The sequence below is a fragment of the Streptomyces sp. NPDC026522 genome, from assembly GCF_055567555.1.
On sequence record NZ_JBVHQF010000009.1, the window covers coordinates 130,137 to 148,850 of the forward strand.

General features: G+C 71.5%; 12 protein-coding genes and 1 pseudogene. 7 read left to right on the forward strand and 6 right to left on the reverse strand.

Features of this window, described 5'->3' with window-relative positions:
• Positions 1-35 precede the first annotated feature (35 nt).
• Both hemQ and hemG read right to left on the reverse strand, forming a co-directional pair.
• The gene (gene hemQ, locus ACZ4M3_RS23580; protein WP_467735654.1) at positions 36-749 is read right to left on the reverse strand and encodes a hydrogen peroxide-dependent heme synthase; all 714 of its coding nucleotides are present in this window, start codon (positions 747-749) and stop codon (positions 36-38) included.
• Between the two features lie 23 nt (positions 750-772).
• Positions 773-2,233 carry a protoporphyrinogen oxidase gene (gene hemG / locus ACZ4M3_RS23585; protein WP_467735656.1) on the reverse strand — a complete coding sequence of 487 codons (1,461 nt, stop codon included), beginning with the start codon at positions 2,231-2,233 and terminating at the stop codon, positions 773-775.
• Between the two features lie 145 nt (positions 2,234-2,378).
• Between hemG and ACZ4M3_RS23590 the strand changes: the two genes are divergently transcribed.
• Positions 2,379-3,761 carry an FAD-dependent oxidoreductase gene (locus ACZ4M3_RS23590; RefSeq protein ID WP_467735658.1) on the forward strand — a complete coding sequence of 461 codons (1,383 nt, stop codon included), beginning with the start codon at positions 2,379-2,381 and terminating at the stop codon, positions 3,759-3,761.
• Positions 3,762-3,870: 109 nt separating this feature from the next.
• Here ACZ4M3_RS23590 and hemE read toward each other — a convergent pair whose 3' ends face one another.
• Positions 3,871-4,935: a uroporphyrinogen decarboxylase gene (hemE, locus tag ACZ4M3_RS23595; RefSeq protein ID WP_467735660.1), complete on the reverse strand. Its 1,065-nt coding sequence runs from the start codon at positions 4,933-4,935 to the stop codon at positions 3,871-3,873.
• 91 nt (positions 4,936-5,026) lie between these two features.
• Here hemE and ACZ4M3_RS23600 point away from each other — a divergent pair, with 91 nt between their 5' ends.
• The 3 genes and pseudogenes from ACZ4M3_RS23600 (at position 5,027) to ACZ4M3_RS23610 (ending at position 8,022) form a co-directional block, all read left to right on the forward strand.
• Positions 5,027-5,683 (forward strand): DUF3000 domain-containing protein, encoded by a 657-nt coding sequence (locus tag ACZ4M3_RS23600; protein WP_453356590.1) that lies wholly within the window; start codon positions 5,027-5,029, stop codon positions 5,681-5,683.
• A gap of 273 nt (positions 5,684-5,956) precedes the next feature.
• On the forward strand, positions 5,957-6,619 hold the full coding sequence (locus ACZ4M3_RS23605; protein ID WP_007267191.1) for a helix-turn-helix transcriptional regulator: 663 nt from the start codon (positions 5,957-5,959) through the stop codon (positions 6,617-6,619).
• Between the two features lie 136 nt (positions 6,620-6,755).
• Positions 6,756-8,022, forward strand: a pseudogene (locus ACZ4M3_RS23610) (HRDC domain-containing protein).
• A gap of 29 nt (positions 8,023-8,051) precedes the next feature.
• Here the strand turns inward: ACZ4M3_RS23610 and ACZ4M3_RS23615 are convergent.
• Entirely contained in the window at positions 8,052-8,213 is a 162-nt protein-coding gene (locus ACZ4M3_RS23615; protein WP_467735663.1) for a hypothetical protein, read from the reverse strand.
• 732 nt (positions 8,214-8,945) lie between these two features.
• Between ACZ4M3_RS23615 and ACZ4M3_RS23620 the strand changes: the two genes are divergently transcribed.
• The 3 genes from ACZ4M3_RS23620 to ACZ4M3_RS23630 all read left to right on the forward strand — a co-directional run bounded on the left by ACZ4M3_RS23620 (position 8,946) and on the right by ACZ4M3_RS23630 (position 13,326).
• Positions 8,946-10,172 carry a thiolase family protein gene (locus tag ACZ4M3_RS23620; protein ID WP_463409602.1) on the forward strand — a complete coding sequence of 409 codons (1,227 nt, stop codon included), beginning with the start codon at positions 8,946-8,948 and terminating at the stop codon, positions 10,170-10,172.
• Positions 10,169-12,298: a 3-hydroxyacyl-CoA dehydrogenase NAD-binding domain-containing protein gene (locus ACZ4M3_RS23625; protein ID WP_467735665.1), complete on the forward strand. Its 2,130-nt coding sequence runs from the start codon at positions 10,169-10,171 to the stop codon at positions 12,296-12,298. Before ACZ4M3_RS23620 ends, ACZ4M3_RS23625 begins: the two co-directional genes overlap by 4 nt.
• Before the next feature lie 107 nt (positions 12,299-12,405).
• Positions 12,406-13,326 carry an endonuclease/exonuclease/phosphatase family protein gene (locus ACZ4M3_RS23630; RefSeq protein ID WP_467735667.1) on the forward strand — a complete coding sequence of 307 codons (921 nt, stop codon included), beginning with the start codon at positions 12,406-12,408 and terminating at the stop codon, positions 13,324-13,326.
• Here ACZ4M3_RS23630 and ACZ4M3_RS23635 read toward each other — a convergent pair.
• Together ACZ4M3_RS23635 and ACZ4M3_RS23640 are read right to left on the reverse strand one after the other, a co-directional pair.
• Positions 13,323-14,771, reverse strand: a complete 1,449-nt coding sequence (locus ACZ4M3_RS23635) for a hypothetical protein (protein WP_467735669.1) — start codon at positions 14,769-14,771, stop codon at positions 13,323-13,325. The genes ACZ4M3_RS23630 and ACZ4M3_RS23635 overlap by 4 nt on opposite strands.
• Positions 14,772-14,808: 37 nt before the next feature.
• A complete protein-coding gene (locus ACZ4M3_RS23640) occupies positions 14,809-18,531 on the reverse strand; it encodes a bifunctional glycosyltransferase/CDP-glycerol:glycerophosphate glycerophosphotransferase (RefSeq protein WP_467735670.1) in 3,723 nt (1,240 codons plus the stop codon).
• Positions 18,532-18,714 lie beyond the last annotated feature (183 nt).

Sequence of the window (18,714 nt, forward strand, 5' to 3'; positions counted from 1 at the left end):
AGGCACTGCGCCGGTCCTTCCCCCCAGGGGAGGTATCAGGCGAGCCCGGCCACCAGATCGGCGACGGACTTGCGGCGTCCGGTGTAGAAGGGCACCTCTTCCCGGACGTGCATACGGGCCTCGGAGGCACGCAGGTGACGCATGAGGTCGACGATGCGCCACAGTTCGTCGGCCTCGAAGGCCAGCAGCCACTCGTAGTCGCCGAGCGAGAACGAGGCGACGGTGTTGGCGCGCACGTCGGGGTAGCCGCGGGCCATCTTGCCGTGGTCGGCGAGCATCCGGCGGCGGTCGTCGTCGGGCAGCAGGTACCAGTCGTACGAGCGCACGAACGGGTACACGCTGACGTACTCGCGCGGGTTCTCGTCGGCCAGGAACGCCGGGATGTGGGACTTGTTGAACTCGGCCGGGCGGTGCAGGGCCATGTTCGACCAGACCGGCTCCAGGGCGCGCCCGAACGTGGTGCGGCGGAACAGGTTGTAGGCGGTCTGCAGTTCGTCCGCCGTCTCCGCGTGCCACCAGATCATGATGTCCGCGTCGGCCCGCAGGCCGGAGACGTCATAGGTGCCGCGGACGGTGATGTCCTTGGCGGCCAGCTGATCGAAGAGTTCCTGGACCTCGTCGGCGAAGCCGGTGCGGTCCTCCGGGAGAACGTCCTTCAGCTTGAAGACGGACCACAGGGTGTAGCGAATGACCTCGTTCAGGTCCTTCGCCTTCTTCCCCGCGTTGGGAATCTTCTCTGGTGCAGTCATGTGCCTATTGTCCCGTGTGCTGATCAGTGGTCTGTGCCAGGGGTGCCGAACGTGCCGCCGAGGGCGCCGAGCACCACGTCGGCGGCCTTGTCGGCGCTCGCGACGCACGCCGGGATCCCCACCCCGTCGTAGAGCGCACCGCACACCGCGAGGCCGGGCAGGGCGGCGACGGCGGCCCGGATCCGGGCGACCCGGGCGAGGTGGCCGACGGGGTACTGGGGCAGGCCGTCGTCCCAGCGGGTGACGGTGGAGGCGACCGGGCGGGCGGCGAGGCCGACGGCCGCGCCGAGGTCCCGCAGCGAGACCTCGACCAGCTCGGCGTCCTCGCGCTCCAGCACGGCCTCGTCGCCGTAGCGGCCGACGGACGTGCGCAGCAGGAAGAGGTCCGGGTCGGCGCCCGACCAGGCCCATTTGTTGCTGGAGAAGGTGGCGGCCTTGATGGTGCGGCCGTCGACGGGCGGCACGAGGAACCCGCTGGCGCCGCCGCCGGTGATCGTGGGAGGCAGGTCGGAGCGCCGGAAGGCCATGGTCACCAGGGCCATGGAGGCGTACTCGACGCTGCGCAGCTCGGCGGCGGCCGTGGGCGCGAGCGCGTCGAGCAGCCGGGCGGCGGGTCCGGCCGCGGTGGCCAGGACCACGCCGTCGGCCTCGATGACCTCGGACCCGGCGACCACCCGCCAGCCTTCGGGGGTACGCAGCACCTCCCGCACGGGACGACCGGTGTGCAGGCCCGCTCCGGCGGCCCGGCAGGCGTCGGCTACGGCGAGCGGCAGCCGTCCGATGCCGCCCTCGATGCCGGCGAAGACCGGACCGGCCGCCTGGGGCAGCGCCGCCGCCCGGTGCTGCAGTTCCCGTACGCCGTCGCCGAGCAGCGCGTGGGTGCGGGCGGCCGCGTAGAGCTGCGGCACGGCGGCCCGCATCGAGATCCGGTAGGCGTCGCCCGCGTAGACCCCGCCGAGCAGCGGTTCCACCAGCCGGTCGACGACTTCGCGGCCGAGGCGGGCGGCGACGTACTCGCCGACGGCGACGTCCTCGCCGATCTCGGCCGGCGGCAGCGTCGGCTCGGCCCCGATCCGGGCGAGGCCTTCGGCGGAGAGCACCCCGGAGGCGGCGAGCGGCTCCAAGTCGCCCGGCACGCCCATGACATGGCCGCGCGGCATGGGCCGCAGCGCGCCGCGGGTCCACAGCCGGGCGGTGGCGGTGGCGGGCGCCCGGAGCGCGTCGCCGAGCCCCACCGCGCGGGCCAGGGCCACTGCTTCGGGGCGGCGGGCGAGCATGGATTCGGCGCCGAGGTCGACGGGGGCCCCGGCCAGCTCGCCGGCGTGCAGCTTGCCGCCGAGGCGCGGCCCGGCCTCCAGGAGCGTGACGCGGACGCCGTCGCCGAGCAGCCGGTGGGCGACGGCGAGGCCGGCGATGCCACCGCCGATGACGACGACGTGACCGGGGGTTCCCGGCCGGTCCGTACGCATGTCCGCTTCGTGCATGGACACATCGTCGCAGACCGATCAGCGGGGCCGGACGCCTCGTCCCCGCGGCCGGGCGGCGGTCGGGAACGGAACACGCATTCGGCCGTTCGCCCGTAGCGTGTCCTGCACGTGACGGTGGCGCAGGCGGAGGACGGTGCGGACGATGGCAGCGGAACGACTGGTGGTGGTCGGCGGCGACGCGGCGGGGATGGCCGCCGCTTCCCAGGCCCGGCGGTTGAAGGGCCCGGCGGAGCTCGCGATCACCGCGTTCGAGCGCGGGCACTTCACCTCGTACTCGGCGTGCGGCATCCCGTACTGGATCGGCGGACGGGTCACGGACCGGGACGACTTGATCGCCCGTACCCCGCAGGAGCACCGGGCCCGGGACATCGACCTGCGCACCCGCACGGAGGTGGTCGAACTCGACCTGGCCGGGCAGCGGGTCCGCGCCCGGGACCTCGAATCGGGCGAGGAGGGCTGGACGGGGTACGACAAGCTCGTGCTGGCGACGGGCGCCCGCCCGGTCCGCCCGCGGCTGCCCGGCATCGGCGCGCACGGGGTGCACGGGGTGCAGACCCTGGACGACGGGCAGCGGCTGATGGACACCCTGGAGCGGACCGCGGGCCGCAGGGCGGTGGTGGTCGGGGCCGGCTACATCGGGGTGGAGATGGCCGAGGCCCTGGTGGTGCGGGGCTACGAGGTGACCGTGCTGCACCGGGGGGAGCAGCCGATGGCCACCCTGGACCCGGACATGGGCGCGCTGGTGCACGGCGCGATGAACCGCATGGGCATCCGGACGGTGGCCCGGGCCGAGGTGACGAAGATCCTCACGGACGAGGAGGGCCGGGCCGTGGCGGTGGCCACGGCTTCGGGTACGGAGTTCCCGGCGGACGTGGTGGTGCTGGGCATCGGGGTCGAGCCGCGTACCGCCCTGGCCCGGGCGGCGGGGCTGCCGCTGGGCGAGTCGGGCGGGCTGCTGACGGACCTGTCGATGCGGGTCCGGGGCCACGAGAACATCTGGTCGGGCGGCGACTGCGTGGAGGTCCTGGACCTGGTGGCGGGCCGCAACCGGCACATCCCGCTGGGCACGCACGCCAACAAGCACGGCCAGGTGATCGGCTCGGGCGTGGGCGGCGGCTACGCGACGTTCCCGGGGGTGGTGGGCACGGCGGTGAGCAAGGTGTGCGAGCTGGAGATCGCGCGGACGGGCCTGCGCGAGAAGGACGCGCTCTCGGCGGGCCTGCGCTTCGTGACGGCGACGATCGAGTCGACCACCACGGCGGGGTACTACCCGGGCGCGGCGAAGATGACGGTCAAGATGCTGGCGGAGCGCCGTACGGGCCGGCTGCTCGGCGTCCAGATCGTCGGCGGCGCCGGGTCCGCGAAGCGGGTGGACATCGCGGCGGTGGCCCTGACGGCGGGGATGACGGTGGACCAGGTGGTGTCCCTGGACCTCGGCTACGCGCCGCCGTTCTCGCCGGTCTGGGACCCGATCCTGGTGGCGGCCCGCAAGGCGGTGTCCGCGGTGCGGGCGGCGGACGCCTAGGCGGCCCTGCGGGGCCGTCCCCGTTCCCCGGGGCTCCGTCCCGGACCCCGCGCCTCAAGCGCCGGCGGGGCTGGTCTTTCCAGCCCGTCCGGCGTTCGAGGCGCGACGGCTAGCGCTGCGTGCGGGTGTGGACGTAGTCCACCAGGCGGGTCAGGGCGTCCGGGTCCGTGGTCGGCAGGACGCCGTGGCCGAGGTTGAAGACGTGGCCCTCCAGGCCGGCCGCGGCCGCGAGGACCTCGTCCGTCTTGGCCTCGACGGCCTCGGGGGTCGAGAACAGCACGGCCGGGTCCAGGTTGCCCTGGAGCGCCTTGCCGGGGCCGACGCGGCGGGCGGCCTCGTCGAGCGCGACCCGGTAGTCGACGCCCACGACGTCCGCGCCGGCCTCGCCCATCAGGCCGAGCAGCTCGCCCGTACCGACGCCGAAATGGATGCGCGGGACCCCGTACGAGGCGACCGACTCCAAGACCTTCGCCGAGGCCGGCATCACCGAGCGCCGGTAGTCCGCCGGGGCCAGCGCGCCGACCCAGGAGTCGAAGAGCTGGACGGCGGAGACGCCGGCCTCGATCTGGACCTTGAGGAACGCCGCGGTGATCTCCGCGAGCCGGTCCAGCAGGTCCGCCCAGAGCTGCGGGTCCCCGTACATGAGGGCCTTGGTGTGCTCGTGGTTCTTCGACGGGCCGCCCTCGACCAGGTAGCTCGCGAGGGTGAAGGGCGCTCCGGCGAAGCCGATCAACGGCGTGGCGCCGAGTTCACCCGTGAGCATGCCGATCGCCTCGGTGACGTACGAGACGTCCTCGGGGGTGAGGTCGCGCAGCTGTGCGAGGTCCTCGCGGCGACGGATCGGCTGGGCCACGACCGGGCCGACGCCGGGCTTGATGTCCAGGTCGACGCCGATGGCCTTGAGCGGCACCACGATGTCGGAGAAGAAGATCGCCGCGTCCACCTTGTGGCGGCGCACCGGCTGGAGCGTGATCTCGGTGACCAGGTCGGGCCGCATGCAGGAGTCCAGCATGGCCGTGCCCTCGCGCACCTTGCGGTACTCGGGGAGGGAGCGCCCGGCCTGCCGCATGAACCACACCGGGGTGTGCGGCACCGGCTCGCGCCGGCACGCCTTCAGGAAGGCGGAATCGTACGTCTGACTCGGCTGGCCCGTGGGGCGGTGGATGGCGCTCACGAGCCAAATCTTCGCACGTATGAAGAAGTGCCCGGCCCGGTGCGGGTGTCCCTGCGCCGCACGGGCGCTCGTTCCGCCTAGTCTTCCCCGCATGGCTGCGGCTCAGGGACGATTTTCAGATGGCGCTGACGGTGCGGACAGCGCGAAGGAGAGCTCCGTCCCGCTCCCGTTCCGGCGGGCGGTCGACGGCTTGAAGAAGGCGCGGCTGCGTTCCGGCATCGAGATCGAACCGACGAAGCCGCCGCAGCGGCTGGCCCCGCACGCCTACGCGCTGGAGGCCGCGGTGGTCGACGGTGAGGACGACCTCGCCGACGGCCGGCTGATCCTGCTCCACGATCCGGCCGGGCACGACGCCTGGCAGGGCACCTTCCGGCTGGTGACGCTCGTACGGGCGGAGCTGGAGCCGGAGATGGCCGCCGACCCGCTGCTGCCGGAGGTGTCCTGGTCCTGGCTGACGGGGGCGCTGGACGCGCGCGGGCTGACGTACGGGGAGGCGAGCGGGACCGTCACGATGGCGAGCTCGCACTACTTCGGCGGTCTCGCGGAGCGGCGTCCGGCCACCCAGATCGAGATCAGGGCCTCGTGGACGCCCCGCGAGGGGGTGGGCGGGGTGCCGGACACCGCGGCGCACCTGTCGGCCTGGTGCGAGTTGCTGTGCCAGATCGCCGGGCTGCCGCCGGTGGGTCCGACGGACTCGGGCACCGGTGTGGTCTCCCTGCCACAGCGGCGCGGCCCGCACCACCCGTAGCCGGGGGGCCGGACGGCCCACGGGACGGACGGCGGGGCCGCCGCCGGCCCCGCGCCGGGAGTGCCGGACGCTCGGAACGGGGCGCTCCGTGCGGCCTTCTGATCATCGCTTGATCGATCATGCGTCCGAATTGCCCGAATTGTTACTCACCAAATCGTGATCATTCCCTAAAGCCGGGCGGGTGACGTGCCGAAAGAGTCAGTGACCATCAGCACGGTGCGACCGGCTTCCTTCCCCGAGCCGGACGCCCCGCCACTCCCCCAGGAGGCCTAGGTGTCCGTTCTTCTCGAGCAGCCCGCAAGCCTGGTCGCCTACCGCCCGAACAAGCCGACGGCCATGGTCGTCGTGGCCGACCCGCGCGTCCGTTCCACCGTGACCCGCCATCTGTGGGCCCTCGGAGTACGTGATGTGATCGAGGCGTCGTCCATCGCGGAGGCCCGCCCCCGCGTCGGCAGCCCGCGCGACATCTGCGTTGCCGACGTACACCTGCCCGACGGCTCCGGTCTCACCCTGCTCTCCGAGACCCGCGCCGCCGGCTGGCCGAACGGCCTGGCCCTGTCCGCCGCCGACGACATCGGCGCCGTACGCAACGCCCTCGCGGGCGGAGTCAAGGGCTACGTCGTCACCGGCACCCGGACCAACATCGGGCTCCCCACCCGTCCCGGCGCCGCCCCCATCGGCGCCGCGGCCGCCCGTATGCACCGCCGCCCCCCGGGTGCCCCGAGCCACCCGGGCGGCTACCGCGAGCTCTCCGGCCGTGAGGTCGAGGTACTGCGCCTCGTCGCGGAGGGCCAGTCCAACAAGGCCATCGGCGTATCGATGGGCCTGTCCGCCCTGACCGTCAAGTCCCACCTCGCCCGGATCGCCCGCAAGCTGGGCACCGGCGACCGGGCCGGGATGGTCGCCGTCGCGCTGCGGACCGGGATCATCCACTGACCCCGCCCGGAGGCTCCTGGGCGACGTCCCGGGGAACCCCCGGGAAACGTCCGCCCCGCACCCCCGCTCCACTCCCGCGCCCGTCGACGGAACGTTCCGGCGACGGGCGCGTCACATCCACGGATACCCTTGAGCGGTGACCGACGCCCAAGAGACCGCAGCAGACCTGCGCACCACCACCGGGGGCGGCCCCCCGGACGACGTCGACAAGGCGCCGATTCCCTTGCTCGAACCCCGCGAGGGGATCCCTCCGGTGGTCGCCGACGAGGACGCACTGGCCCGGGTGGTCGCGGCCTTCGCCGCGGGCACCGGACCCGTCGCCGTCGACGCCGAACGCGCCTCCGGGTACCGCTACGGCCAGCGCGCGTACCTGGTGCAGCTGCGCCGCGAAGGTGCCGGATCGGCGCTGATCGACCCGGTGGGCTGCCCCGACCTGTCCTCGCTGGGCGACGCCCGGCACGGAGTGGATCCTGCACGCCGCCACCCAGGACCTGCCGTGCCTGCGTGAAATAGGCATGACCCCCACCTCCCTGTTCGACACCGAGCTGGCGGGCCGGCTGGCCGGGTTCCCGCGGGTCGGACTGGGCGCGATGGTCGAGGGCGTGCTGGGCTACGTGCTGGAGAAGGGCCACTCCGCCGTCGACTGGTCCACCCGGCCGCTGCCCGAACCGTGGCTGCGCTACGCCGCGCTCGACGTGGAGCTGCTGGTGGACCTGCGGGACGCGCTGGAGAAGGAACTGGACCGGCAGGGCAAGCTGGAATGGGCCCGCCAGGAGTTCGAGGCCATCGCCTCGGCACCACCCGCGCCGCCGCGCAAGGACCCGTGGCGCCGTACGTCCGGCATGCACAAGGTGCGCCGGCGCCGGCAGATGGCCGTCGTACGGGAGCTGTGGGAGTCGCGCGACCGGATCGCCCAGCGGCGCGACGTGTCGCCGGGCAAGGTGCTGGGGGACGCCGCGATCGTCGAGGCCGCCCTGGCGCTGCCCGCGAACGCCACCGCGCTGTCCGCGCTGCCCGGCTTCGGGCAGCGGATGGGGCGCCGGCAGCTGGAGCAGTGGATGGCCGCGGTGGACCGGGCGCGGGCGCTGCCCGAGAGCGAGCTGCCGCAGCCGGGGGCGACCCCGGCCGGCCCGCCGCCGCCGCGGTCCTGGGCGGACAAGGACCCGGCCGCCGCGGCGCGGCTGTCGGCGGCCCGCGCGGCCGTCTCCGCTCTGGCGGAGGGGCTGAACCTGCCGCAGGAGAACCTGATCGCCCCGGACACGGTCCGCCGGCTGTGCTGGGAGCCGCCGCAGCGGCTGGAGCCGGAGGCGGTGTCCGAGGCCCTGACCGGCTACGGCGCCCGCCCGTGGCAGGTCGAGCAGGTCACCCCGGCCCTGGTCGAGGCCCTCGCCGCGACCGCCTGAACCGGTCGGCGCGGGCTTGCGCGGGGTCCTCACACGATGGGCGTGAGGGCCCCGTCCTCGTCCCGGTCGCAGGCACCCGAGGTCGCGCCCTCGGCCTTGCCCCGCTTGAGCCCGTGCTCGGACATGGTGTGCACCAGGGCCGCCCGGCGCTCCCACGGCACCTGGCGGCTCGCGCAGGAGATCCGGAACATCGGCTTCTTCGAGCCGGGATGAGCCGGTAGAGCTCGGGGAGCCGGCCACCGGACCGCCCCATGTGGCGCCGTCCGGGGTCGGTCGCCGTGATCGCGTCCCAGACGATGTCGGCCATGCCGGCCTCGCGCTGGTCCGGGCGGTGCACGTCCTTGTCCCAGCCGGTCTGGAATCCGGACTTCGTCCCGACGGTCGTCGGGAAGCCGAAGGCCGCCGCCGGGGCGGACCCCGGCAGGGTCACCGGCGCGCCGAAGTCGGTCCCGGCGTAGGCCGGCGTGCCGGTGCAGACCGCCGCGTCCCGCCCGTGGGCGTGCCGTTGCGTTCCCGGACGAAGAGCTTGACGGGCTCGCCGGTGTCCGCGGGGATGGTGGAGTCGTGGGACACGTAGTGGTCGTGACGACGGGTGCGGGCATCGCGGCGCTCCATGGTGTCGGCGGCCCCGGGTGGGTACCGGGCGGCCCCAGGGGTGGGTGGCGGCGGTCGTCCGGTGCCACTGACGTGACCGGGCCGGGCCGTCGCGCAACCCGGCCGGGGCGGCGCCGGCGCTCCGACCGCCCGGGCGCGCGGCCGGGGCGCACGGCTCGGCCGGGTGATCCGGAGTGTGACCTTCGCCGCTGTTCCGGGTGGGGGTGTGCACATTGGTTACCCGCAAGTAGCATGGGCCGGGTGAGCGGCCGCTCAGTGAGTGGCGCCCACGCGCAGCAGTGCCATCCCGCACCTGGAGGAGAGCCAACGTGCCTCGTACCGTCAGGGACGTCGTCTTCGTCGACGGCGTCCGCACCCCGTTCGGCAAGGCGGGCCCGAAGGGCATCTACCACGAGACCCGCGCCGACGACCTCGTCGTGAAGGCGATCCGGGAGCTGCTGCGCCGCAACCCGGACCTGGACCCCAAGAAGATCGACGAGGTCGCCATCGCCGCGACCACGCAGATCGGCGACCAGGGCCTGACGCTGGGCCGCACGGCCGGCATCCTCGCCGGTCTTCCGCAGTCGGTCCCGGGTTACTCGATCGACCGCATGTGCGCCGGTGCGCTGACCGCCGTGACCGCCGTCGCCGGCGGTGTGGCCTTCGGTGCCTACGACGTCGCCCTCGCCGGCGGTGTCGAGCACATGGGCCGCCACCCCATGGGCGAGGGCGTCGACCCGAACCCGCGCTTCGTCTCCGAGAAGCTGGTCGACGAGTCCGCCCTGTTCATGGGCATGACCGCCGAGAACCTGCACGACCGGTACCCGACGATCACCAAGCTCCGCGCCGACGAGTACGCCGTGCGCTCGCAGGAGAAGGCCGCCAAGGCGTACGCCGACGGCAAGATCCAGCAGGACCTGGTCCCGATCTCGGTGCGCAACACCAACGAGGCGGCGGGCGAGACGGGCTGGGGCCTGGTCACCTCCGACGAGCCGATGCGCCCGGGCACCACGCTGGAGAACCTGGCGAACCTCAAGACTCCGTTCCGTACGCACGGGCGGGTCACCGCGGGCAACGCCGCCGGTCTCAACGACGGCGCCACCGCCGCGATCATCGCGTCCGAGGACTTCGCCCGGGAGAACAACCTCCCGGTCAAGATGCGCCTGGTCGCGTACTCCTTCGCCGGTGTCGAGCCGGAGGTCATGGGCTACGGCCCGATCCCGGCCACCGAGAAGGCCCTCGCCCAGGCCGGTCTGACGATCGACGACATCGGTCTGTTCGAGATCAACGAGGCGTTCGCGGTCCAGGTCCTCGCCTTCCTGGAGCACTACGGCATCGCCGACGACGACGCCCGGGTGAACCAGTACGGCGGCGCGATCGCGTTCGGCCACCCGCTCGCCTCCTCGGGCGTGCGCCTGATGACGCAGCTGGCCCGGCAGTTCGAGGAGCAGCCGCACGTCCGCTACGGCCTGACCACCATGTGCGTCGGCTTCGGCATGGGCGCCACGGTCATCTGGGAGAACCCGAACTTCAACGCCGAGGGAGACTCCAAGTGAGCACCACCGCTGAGCTCCTGAAGGGTGCGGCCGAGCTGTTCCCGGACGAGGTCGTGACCCAGGCGCACGTGCGCCACCTGGACCTGCCGTTCGGCGCCGGGCGCTTCGCGCTCATCACGCTGGACAACGGTTTCGACCACACCAAGCCGACCACCTTCGGCCCGCAGTCCCTCGCCAACCTGAACGCGGCGATCGACCAGGTCGAGCAGGAGGCCACCGCCGGCTCCATCGTCGGCGCGGGCATCACCGGCAAGCCGTTCATCTTCGCGGTCGGCGCCGACCTCAAGGGTGTCGAGCTGCTCAAGAACCACGACGAGGCGCTCGCCATCGGCAAGGGCGGCCACGACGTCTTCAAGCGGCTGTCGGCCCTGGCCGTCCCCACCTTCGCGTACTACAACGGTGCGGCGATGGGCGGCGGCGTCGAGGTCGGTCTGCACTGCACCTACCGCACCGTCTCGAAGGCCATCCCGGCCTTCTCGCTCCCCGAGGTCTTCCTCGGCCTGGTCCCCGGCTGGGGCGGCTGCGCCCTGCTGCCGAACCTGATCGGCCCGGAGCGCGCGGTCTCGGTGATCATCGAGAACTCGCTGAACCAGAACCGGCAGCTGGGCGGCAAGCAGGTCTTCGAACTCGGCATCGCGGACGCGCTGTTCGAGGGTGCGGACTTCCTGGAGCAGTCGCTGCTGTGGACCGCCCGCGTCCTGAACGGCGAGACCGAGGTCGTCCGCGCCGAGATCGACCGCGGCGACGCCTGGGACGCGGCCGTCGCCAAGGGCCGCTTCATCGCGGACTCCAAGGTGCACGGCGCGGCCCCGGCCGCCTACCGCGCGCTGGAGATCATCGCGGCCGCCAAGGACGGCGACCTCCAGGCCGGTTTCGACGCCGAGGACAAGGCGCTGGCCGACCTCATCATGGGCGGCGAACTGCGCTCGGGCATCTACGCCTTCAACCTGGTCCAGAAGCGCGCCAAGCGCCCGGCCGGTGCCCCGGACAAGTCCCTGGCCCGTCCGGTCACCAAGGTCGGCGTGGTCGGCGCGGGCCTGATGGCCTCGCAGCTGGCGCTGCTGTTCCTGCGCCGCCTGGAGGTGCCGGTGGTCCTCACCGACATCGACCAGGAGCGCGTGGACAAGGGTGTGGGCTACGTCCACGCCGAGATCCAGAAGCTGCTCGGCAAGGGCCGCATCAACCAGGACAAGGCCAACCGCCTGACCGCCCTGGTGAGCGGTGTCCTGGACAAGGCCGAGGGCTTCGCGGACGCGGACTTCATCATCGAGGCCGTGTTCGAGGAGATGTCCGTCAAGCAGAAGGTGTTCGCGGAGGTCGAGGCGGTCGCCCCGGCGCACGCGATCCTCGCCACCAACACCTCCTCGCTGTCGGTGTCGGAGATGGCCTCCAAGCTCCAGCACCCGGAGCGCGTGGTCGGTTTCCACTTCTTCAACCCGGTCGCGATCCTGCCGCTGCTGGAGATCGTCCGCGGTGAGCAGACCGACGACGCCTCCCTGGCCACCGCCTTCGGCGTGGCCAAGAAGCTGAAGAAGACCGCGGTCCTCACCAAGGACGCCCCGGCGTTCGTGGTGAACCGCATCCTGACCCGCTTCATGGGCGAGATCCAGAACGTCATCGACGAGGGCACCCCGGTCGCCACGGCGGAGAAGGCCATCGAGCCCCTCGGCCTGCCGATGTCGCCGCTGGTGCTGCTGGAGCTCGTCGGCCCGGCGATCGGCCTGCACGTCTCCGAGACCCTGAACCGCGCCTTCCCGGAGCGCTTCACCGTCTCCCCCAACCTCAAGCGGGTCGTCGAGGCCGGCAAGCGCGGCTTCTACGTCTACGATTCCGGCAAGCCGGAGCTGGACCCCGAGGTCGCCGCCCTCCTCGTGCAGGGCGACTCGGCCTTGACCGAGGAGCAGGTGCGCGACCGCGTCCTGGACGCGGTGGCGCAGGAGATCGGCCTGATGCTGGAGGAGGGTGTCGTGGCCGAGGCCCAGGACATCGACCTCTGCCTCATCACGGGCGCCGGCTGGCCCTTCCACCTGGGCGGCATCACGCCGTACCTGGACCGGGAGGGTGTCTCCGAGCGGGTGAACGGCAAGAAGTTCCTCGCTCCGGGTGTGGCGAGCGTGCCCGCGTAGCACCCCCGGCACGATCCGGTTGCCCGTCCGCGGAAACCTCCGCGGGCGGGCAACCGTACGTCTGACCAGGTCGCATGACGATCCGATCACTGGCCTATGATGCGGGGATGCCCTGGGATACCCGTCTGTTCCGTAAGCGCCGGGCACTCGTCCCGGCCGTGGCGGGTGCGCTGGTGTGCGTCCTGGGCGCGGTCTACGGCGTTCACGCGAGCGGGCAGCGGCAGGACCGTTCTGCGGACCTCCCGTTCGATCTGCCGTCGGCCGCCGCCCACGACGCCCGGTTCGTCACGTGGAACATGTGCGGCGTCCCCCAGTGGGACTGCAAGGACATGGCCGGCACCGCCAGGACCGAGGAGCTCTGGAAGCTGGCGTCGGCCGCCAACACGCGGGCGGTCCTCCTCCAGGAGGTCTGCTCCGGTGACCTCTCCCAGGTGGCGGGCAGGCTGGGCGCGTCCTGGCACACCTCCTTCCGGCCCTACATCACCGTCGCCAAGACCGGGGACCGCAGCCCGGTGCTCTGCGAGAACCCGGACCGGGGCAGCGCGGGGTTCGCGATCCTGGCCCACTCCGAGCTGACGAAGGTCTTCCTCCTGCCCACCCCGCAGCCGAAGGAAGGGCTCCAGCGCGGGGTCCTGTGCGCCTCGCTGGCGGCAGAGGACATCCGCGTCTGCTCCGCCCACCTCACCCCGAAGGGCGACGACCGGGAGCTGCGGGGCGACCAGCTGCGGGAGATGGTCCGCGTGTCCGTGGGGAAGCGGGCCGTGGTCGGCGGGGACTTCAACGGGGTGCCGCCGGGGCAGGACAACCCCAACACGTGGATGTGGCCGTCCGAGTTGTACTCCAAGCTGCGCGAGTGCGACCAGCGGGGCTCCTCACGGGCGGGGCGGCCCACCCACGAGGACGGCGACAAGATCGACTACCTCTTCACCTCGCTGACCCGGTCGGGCTGCGAACTCGCCCCCTGGGGCGTATCGGACCACCGTGCGCTGGTGCTGCGCGTGCCCCTCGGGGACGCTCCGTCGTCCTAGAACCTCGGGGCGGCGTACATGCCCTGTACGGTGAACGAGGCCACGGCGGGAGCGGATTCGACGCCGTTCACGTCCAGGGCGACCACCTCGACCGCGTGCGGGCCCGCGGGCCAGGCCCAGCCCGCGTCCCAGAACCAGGCGCCGTCCTGGGCCACCGGGCACACACCGAGGACGGCGCCCCGCTCCCGGAAACCGACCTGCACCGCGCCCGGCGCGAAGCCCGTGAACTGCACCGCGGGACCCTGCTGCCCCTGGAACTCCGGTGAGACCACCACCGGGGGGTGCGGCTGACTCGGCAGCGCGGCGGGGGCCATGGTCCGGTCCACGACGGTGAAGGCGACCTCGACGCGGTCCGAGTGGAGGTTGCTCGGGTCCACGCCGAACAGGCGGACCGCGTGCCGGCCCTTGCGCATCGGGGTGGTCGGTTCCCAGCTCCAGCTGCCGTCGGCGGCCACCGGGGCCGAGTCGAGGTACTTGCCGTTCTCCCAGAGGCTGACCCGTACGGCGCCCACGGCGGTTCCCGCCAGCAGGACCTGGTTCTCGGGCAGCAGCCCCTCGTGCGCCGGGGCCAGGACCACGGGCCGGGGGAACACCGAGTCGTCCCGTATCTGCGAGGTGGCCGAGAGGTAGCTGTCGATGGCGGAGGTGTCGCGGCCGGGCTGCTCCCCGCCGCTCTTCACCATGCCGATGCGCGGGGCGATGCCGCTGACCAGCATGCCGAGCAGCCCCATGATGGTGGGGATGCTCCAGTAGGTCACCTTCGCGTGGTTCTCGATGAGGACCGAGTCGTTGAAGATGAGGTTGAAGTTCTCGTACCCCTGGAAGAGTGCGAGGAAGGGCTCGACCTGTTGCGGGAACTGCTCGTCCTGGGGCGAGGACAGCACGTAGATGTTGGCCCGCCGGTTCGGGCTGCGCTGGACCAGGTCGGGCAGGACGGCGTCGAGGTACCGGACGTGCTCGTCGGTGACCGCACCCATCATGTGCTCGGCCACCGCCGGGAGTTCCGCGCGCACGTAGCTGCCGACGAGGAACTGCGGAATGACGGACACGATGTTGCCGAAGCCGTACTTCAGGCCGAAGTACAGCGCGGCCGAACCGCCCTTGGAACCGCCGAACATGGTGCAGGCGCCGGGGCTCAGTCCCAGGGCGTTCATCACGCGCGTGATGACGGCGGCCACGGACCGCTCCACCGCGAAGTCCAGGTTGCGGCACAGGTAGTAGGTGTTGCGGCCGTCGAACACGTCCCGGATCCAGAGGATGTTGGACTGCGTCTTGTCCAGAATGCCGTTGCACCAGCCGTAGTCGTCCGTCGCCGCGAAGTTGGCGAACACGACGAGGAGGTGGCGGTTGCCGTTCTTCGCGTGGGAGAAGCGGTACTCGACCGGGACCTCGCCGGAATCGTCGACTCCCGTGACGATCTGACCGCTCTTCGCTGCCTGGGACATGTGGGGGAATTCTCTCCTGTCGAAGGTCTGCCAAGACCTAGCGGCCGGGCCAGGCCGACACGTCGGCGCTCGTCATGTGTGCTTCCCGCTGCATGGGCAGCCCGGCGAGGGCCCGGTGTCCGGCGGCGGGCACCGGGCCCGCGACGGGGGCGGGCGCCTGGGCCTGGCTCTCGTCGAGGTCTCCCCCGGCGACGAGCAGCCGGTCGGCCAGTCGCGCGGAGGCGAATCCGTCGTCGAGGTCGCAGAAGTCCTGCTGGAACCGCCGGTAGTGCCCGTCGTAGTTGGCCCGTACCTGGTCGGCATGCCTGATCGCGGAGATCAGCTGCTCGGAGTCGAAGAGCAGCGGCCCCGGGGCGTTCTGCTCGAAGTCGAAGTAGAAGCCGCGCAGCGTGTCGCGGTAGTGCTCCAGGTCGTAGGTGAAGAAGAGGATCGGGCGCCCGGTGTTGGCGAAGTCGAACATCAGGGACGAGTAGTCGGTGATCATCACATCGGTGATGAGCGACAGCTCCGCCATGTCGGGGTAGTCGGACACGTCGAAGACGAACCCGTCGCCCGCACCGGGGACCGGGTCCACGACGTTCGGGTGCCGGCGGACCATGAGGACGTGGTCGGCGCCCAGGCGTGCGCGGGCGTCGTCCAGGTCGATCCTGAAGTCGAACTTGTACTTGCCGGGTGCGTAGAACTGGTCGTCGCGCCAGGTGGGGGCGTACATGACGACCTTCTTGCCGGGCGGCAGGCCGATGCTGCGGCGGATGGCCTCCGCCCGGCCCTGCACGCCGGGGCGGCGCAGGATGTCGTTGCGGGGGTAGCCGCAGGCGAGCATCTCGCCGGGAAAGCCGAAGGCCCGCTGGAGGATCGGGGTGGAGAAGCTGTTCGGGGACACCAGGATGTCCCAGTTCTGCACCTCCTTCTCGACGCGCTCCAGGTAGCGCTGGTCGGCGAAGTGCACGGCTTCGATGTCGTGCCCGATCTTCTTCAGCGGCGTGCCGTGCCAGGTCTGGACGACGATCTGGTCGTCACGCTTCAGGAACCAGTCGGGCAGGTGGTTGTTGGCGACGACGTACTTCGACCGGGCCAGGGCCTCGTACCACTCCTGCGACCACATGCGGACGGCCCGGGCGGTGGGGGGCACGTCGACCTGGTCGTCCTTGACGACCCACAGGTGGTCCAGCGGGGTCCCGCGCCGGACGAGTTCCTCGTGCAGCGCGCGCGGGCTGTCGGAGTACTGCGTGCCCTTGAAGGCGTCGAAGAGCACCGCGGGAAGGACCGGCTTGCGCCGGGCGGCGGGGTACGTCTCGGTGCGCAGCAGCTTCTGCCGGTAGGGGCCGCGGGCGGTGTCGGGCATCGCGGAGTGCACGAGGAGGGAGAGCCGGTCGTATGCCTCGGCCTGGACCTCGTAGCGGCGTCCGGCGGGGTCCTCCAGCTCGCCGGGGAGCGCCCGGATCAGGTCCTGCTCCAGCTTGATCATCCGGTCTTCGCGGCGGTCCTCGCGGGCGACCGAGGACGGGTCCTGGGTGCGCAGGAAGAAGTCCCAGCGGCCGGCGGCGAGCGGCACGGTGCCGGCGAGGGTGCGGACCTCGGCGGGACGGACGACCGCGCTGAAGGACCCGCCCGACCAGGTGAGGGGAAAGGCGCGTTCGGCTCCCTGGGCGCGCGAGCGGACGACCAGGTGGGAGGCCGTGTAGTCGGAGTGGGAGAGGCGGTCGACGGCCGCGTAGTAGCCGTCGATCTCCAGCGCGCCGTCCTCCTCCCGCCAGTCCACGCGGGTCGCCATCGGGAGGGTCGCGCGCTCGAAGAGCACGAGGTACCCCGAGCCGTTGCGGTGGACGACGACCTCGCGGTCGCCGTCCGCGTCCTGGAGGTCGCGTGGCATGCGGTAGTGGCCGTCAGCGGTGTCCTCGGCCACCACGGGATACAGGGGGGCCTTGCGGCCCTCCACGTGCATCGTGGTCTTCCACCCGTTGCTGCCCATGTTCCAGGAGGCGGGGGCGCCGCCGTCCGCGTCGGAACGCGAGCCGGGCACGAGGTTGGACAGCGGGACGCGGGTGACGAAGGTGCACCACCCTTCCCCGCCCGCGGTGAACTGGACCCAGGAGTCGTGCTGGGCGGCGCCGGCGAGGCTGCGCACCCGGAACTTCCCCCACTCCGGCACCTTCGGGCCGAGGTACACGCCGCCGAGTTCGATGTGGTTGCCGACGATCCGGTGGCGGGTGATCCGGCATCGGACGACCTCGACGCGCAGCTTGAGGCTTCCCTGGAGGAAGAGCGGCAGGACGCGGGTGTTCTTCTCGACGTAGACGTACGGCGGGGAGGCGGCGCTTCCCGCACTACCGCGGGCCAGCCCCTTGTACCGGAAGAGGCCGCGGCTCAGCACGCCGGCGGCGACGTCCCAGGTGCCCTCGACCCACTTGCCCTTCTGCTTGAGGCGCGTGACGTCGAAACTGGTCTCGAAGCCGGACCAGTCGTAGCAGTAGCGGCTCTGGCCCGACTGCTCGGTGGCCTGCGGGTAGTAGGTGGTCTTCGCGACGTTGACCAGGGTCCGGCCCTGCTTCTTGTTGCGCAGCGCGATGGCCTTCACCGACATCCGGCGCTTGTGCACGTTGATGAAGCGGATGTACGCCGCGCCCTTGATGTGCAGTTCCTCGTCGACCCACGCCATGTCGGCGACCTGGCCGTGCAGGGACAGCTCCTTGTCGAGGCGGTACGCCTTCTTGTCCAGGCCGAGGTTGCGGTCGCCGAGGTGGGGGTAGTTGAGGTAGCGGTGGAAGCGGCGCCGCACGGGCATCGGGCCGCCCTTGCGCTCGAACTCGATGACTTCGAGGAGTTCTTCGAACTTGCCGCAGCGCACCAGGTGCCACTTCACGCGGGCGTCGGCGGGCAGCTCGTCGATGATGTCCTCGTCGGCCTCGTCGAGGAACTGGTTGGCCCACTCCATGAAGGCGTTGTGGTATTCCTCGTCCGCGTCGGGCAGCACCTTCAGGTGGAGCATGAGGTCCGACTTGAGGCAGGCGAGGTCGTACTTGCGCTTGTGCTCGGTGAAGGCGCGCGAGCGGTGGGAGCCGAGGAACCGGCTGACGGACTGCACGGCGGCGACGCGGTCGCGGAGGTTGGTCAGTTCGGTGTGGCGCTGCGTGATGGAGGGGGCCGAGGAGCCGTCGCGGCGCCGCCAGAAGTAGACGAAGTCGGTGATGACGTCGACCTTGGCGGCGCGGAAGTGGGCGACCATGTTGACCCAGGAGTCCTCGTACAGGACGCCCTCGGGGAACTCCATGAAGTGGTAGTCCCAGAAAGACCGCCGGAAGAGCTTGTTCCACACGGTGCGGTCGTAAATGAGCGCCTCGAACCGCGTGATGTGCGTGTGACGCCGTTCCTTCGCCATCGGCGTCTTGTGCAGGGGCGACTGCCACTTCTTGCTGGAGTTCATCATCTGGACATTGCCCGAGACGAAGTCGGACTCCGAGCCTTCGAGCCGGCGCACGAGGAGTTCGTAGGCGTACTCGGGTATGACGTCGTCGCCGTCGACGAATGCCAGGAACTCGGCCTCCGGGTGCGCCGCGCGTATGCCCGTGTTGCGCGCGTGTCCGGGGCCCTGGGAGTGCTGGCGGATGAGGCGGAAACGGGGGTCGCGGGCGCAGAAACCGGCGGCGATGCGTGTCGAGCCGTCGGTCGAGCCGTCGTCGACGAGGATGACCTCAAGGTCGGTGAAGGTCTGCCGCGCGATCGATTCCAGACACTCGTCGAGGTATTCCTCGACGTCCATGAACGGGACGACGACACTCAGCCGAGGTCTTGGCGACAACACGTGCTCCTCCGATGACGCGCCCCGCAGCGGCGTATCCACCCCCGTGAACGCAGTCTGACGCCAACAAGAACAGATGTGATCAGTTATCTGTCCTTCACAGGTAGCCTCATACTAGATCACGTCCAAGTCTGAACGAATCCC

Excerpts from the sequence above, each read along its gene's own strand:
- hemQ (WP_467735654.1), bottom strand. The coding sequence starts at position 749 with ATGACTGCACCAGAGAAGATTCCCAACGCGGGGAAGAAGGCGAAGGAC.
- hemG (WP_467735656.1), bottom strand. The coding sequence starts at position 2,233 with ATGCACGAAGCGGACATGCGTACGGACCGGCCGGGAACCCCCGGTCAC.
- ACZ4M3_RS23590 (WP_467735658.1), top strand. The coding sequence starts at position 2,379 with ATGGCAGCGGAACGACTGGTGGTGGTCGGCGGCGACGCGGCGGGGATG.
- ACZ4M3_RS23600 (WP_453356590.1), top strand. The coding sequence starts at position 5,027 with ATGGCTGCGGCTCAGGGACGATTTTCAGATGGCGCTGACGGTGCGGAC.
- ACZ4M3_RS23615 (WP_467735663.1), bottom strand. The coding sequence starts at position 8,213 with ATGTTCCGGATCTCCTGCGCGAGCCGCCAGGTGCCGTGGGAGCGCCGG.
- ACZ4M3_RS23630 (WP_467735667.1), top strand. The coding sequence starts at position 12,406 with ATGCCCTGGGATACCCGTCTGTTCCGTAAGCGCCGGGCACTCGTCCCG.
- ACZ4M3_RS23635 (WP_467735669.1), bottom strand. The coding sequence starts at position 14,771 with ATGTCCCAGGCAGCGAAGAGCGGTCAGATCGTCACGGGAGTCGACGAT.
- ACZ4M3_RS23640 (WP_467735670.1), bottom strand. The coding sequence starts at position 18,531 with ATGGACGTCGAGGAATACCTCGACGAGTGTCTGGAATCGATCGCGCGG.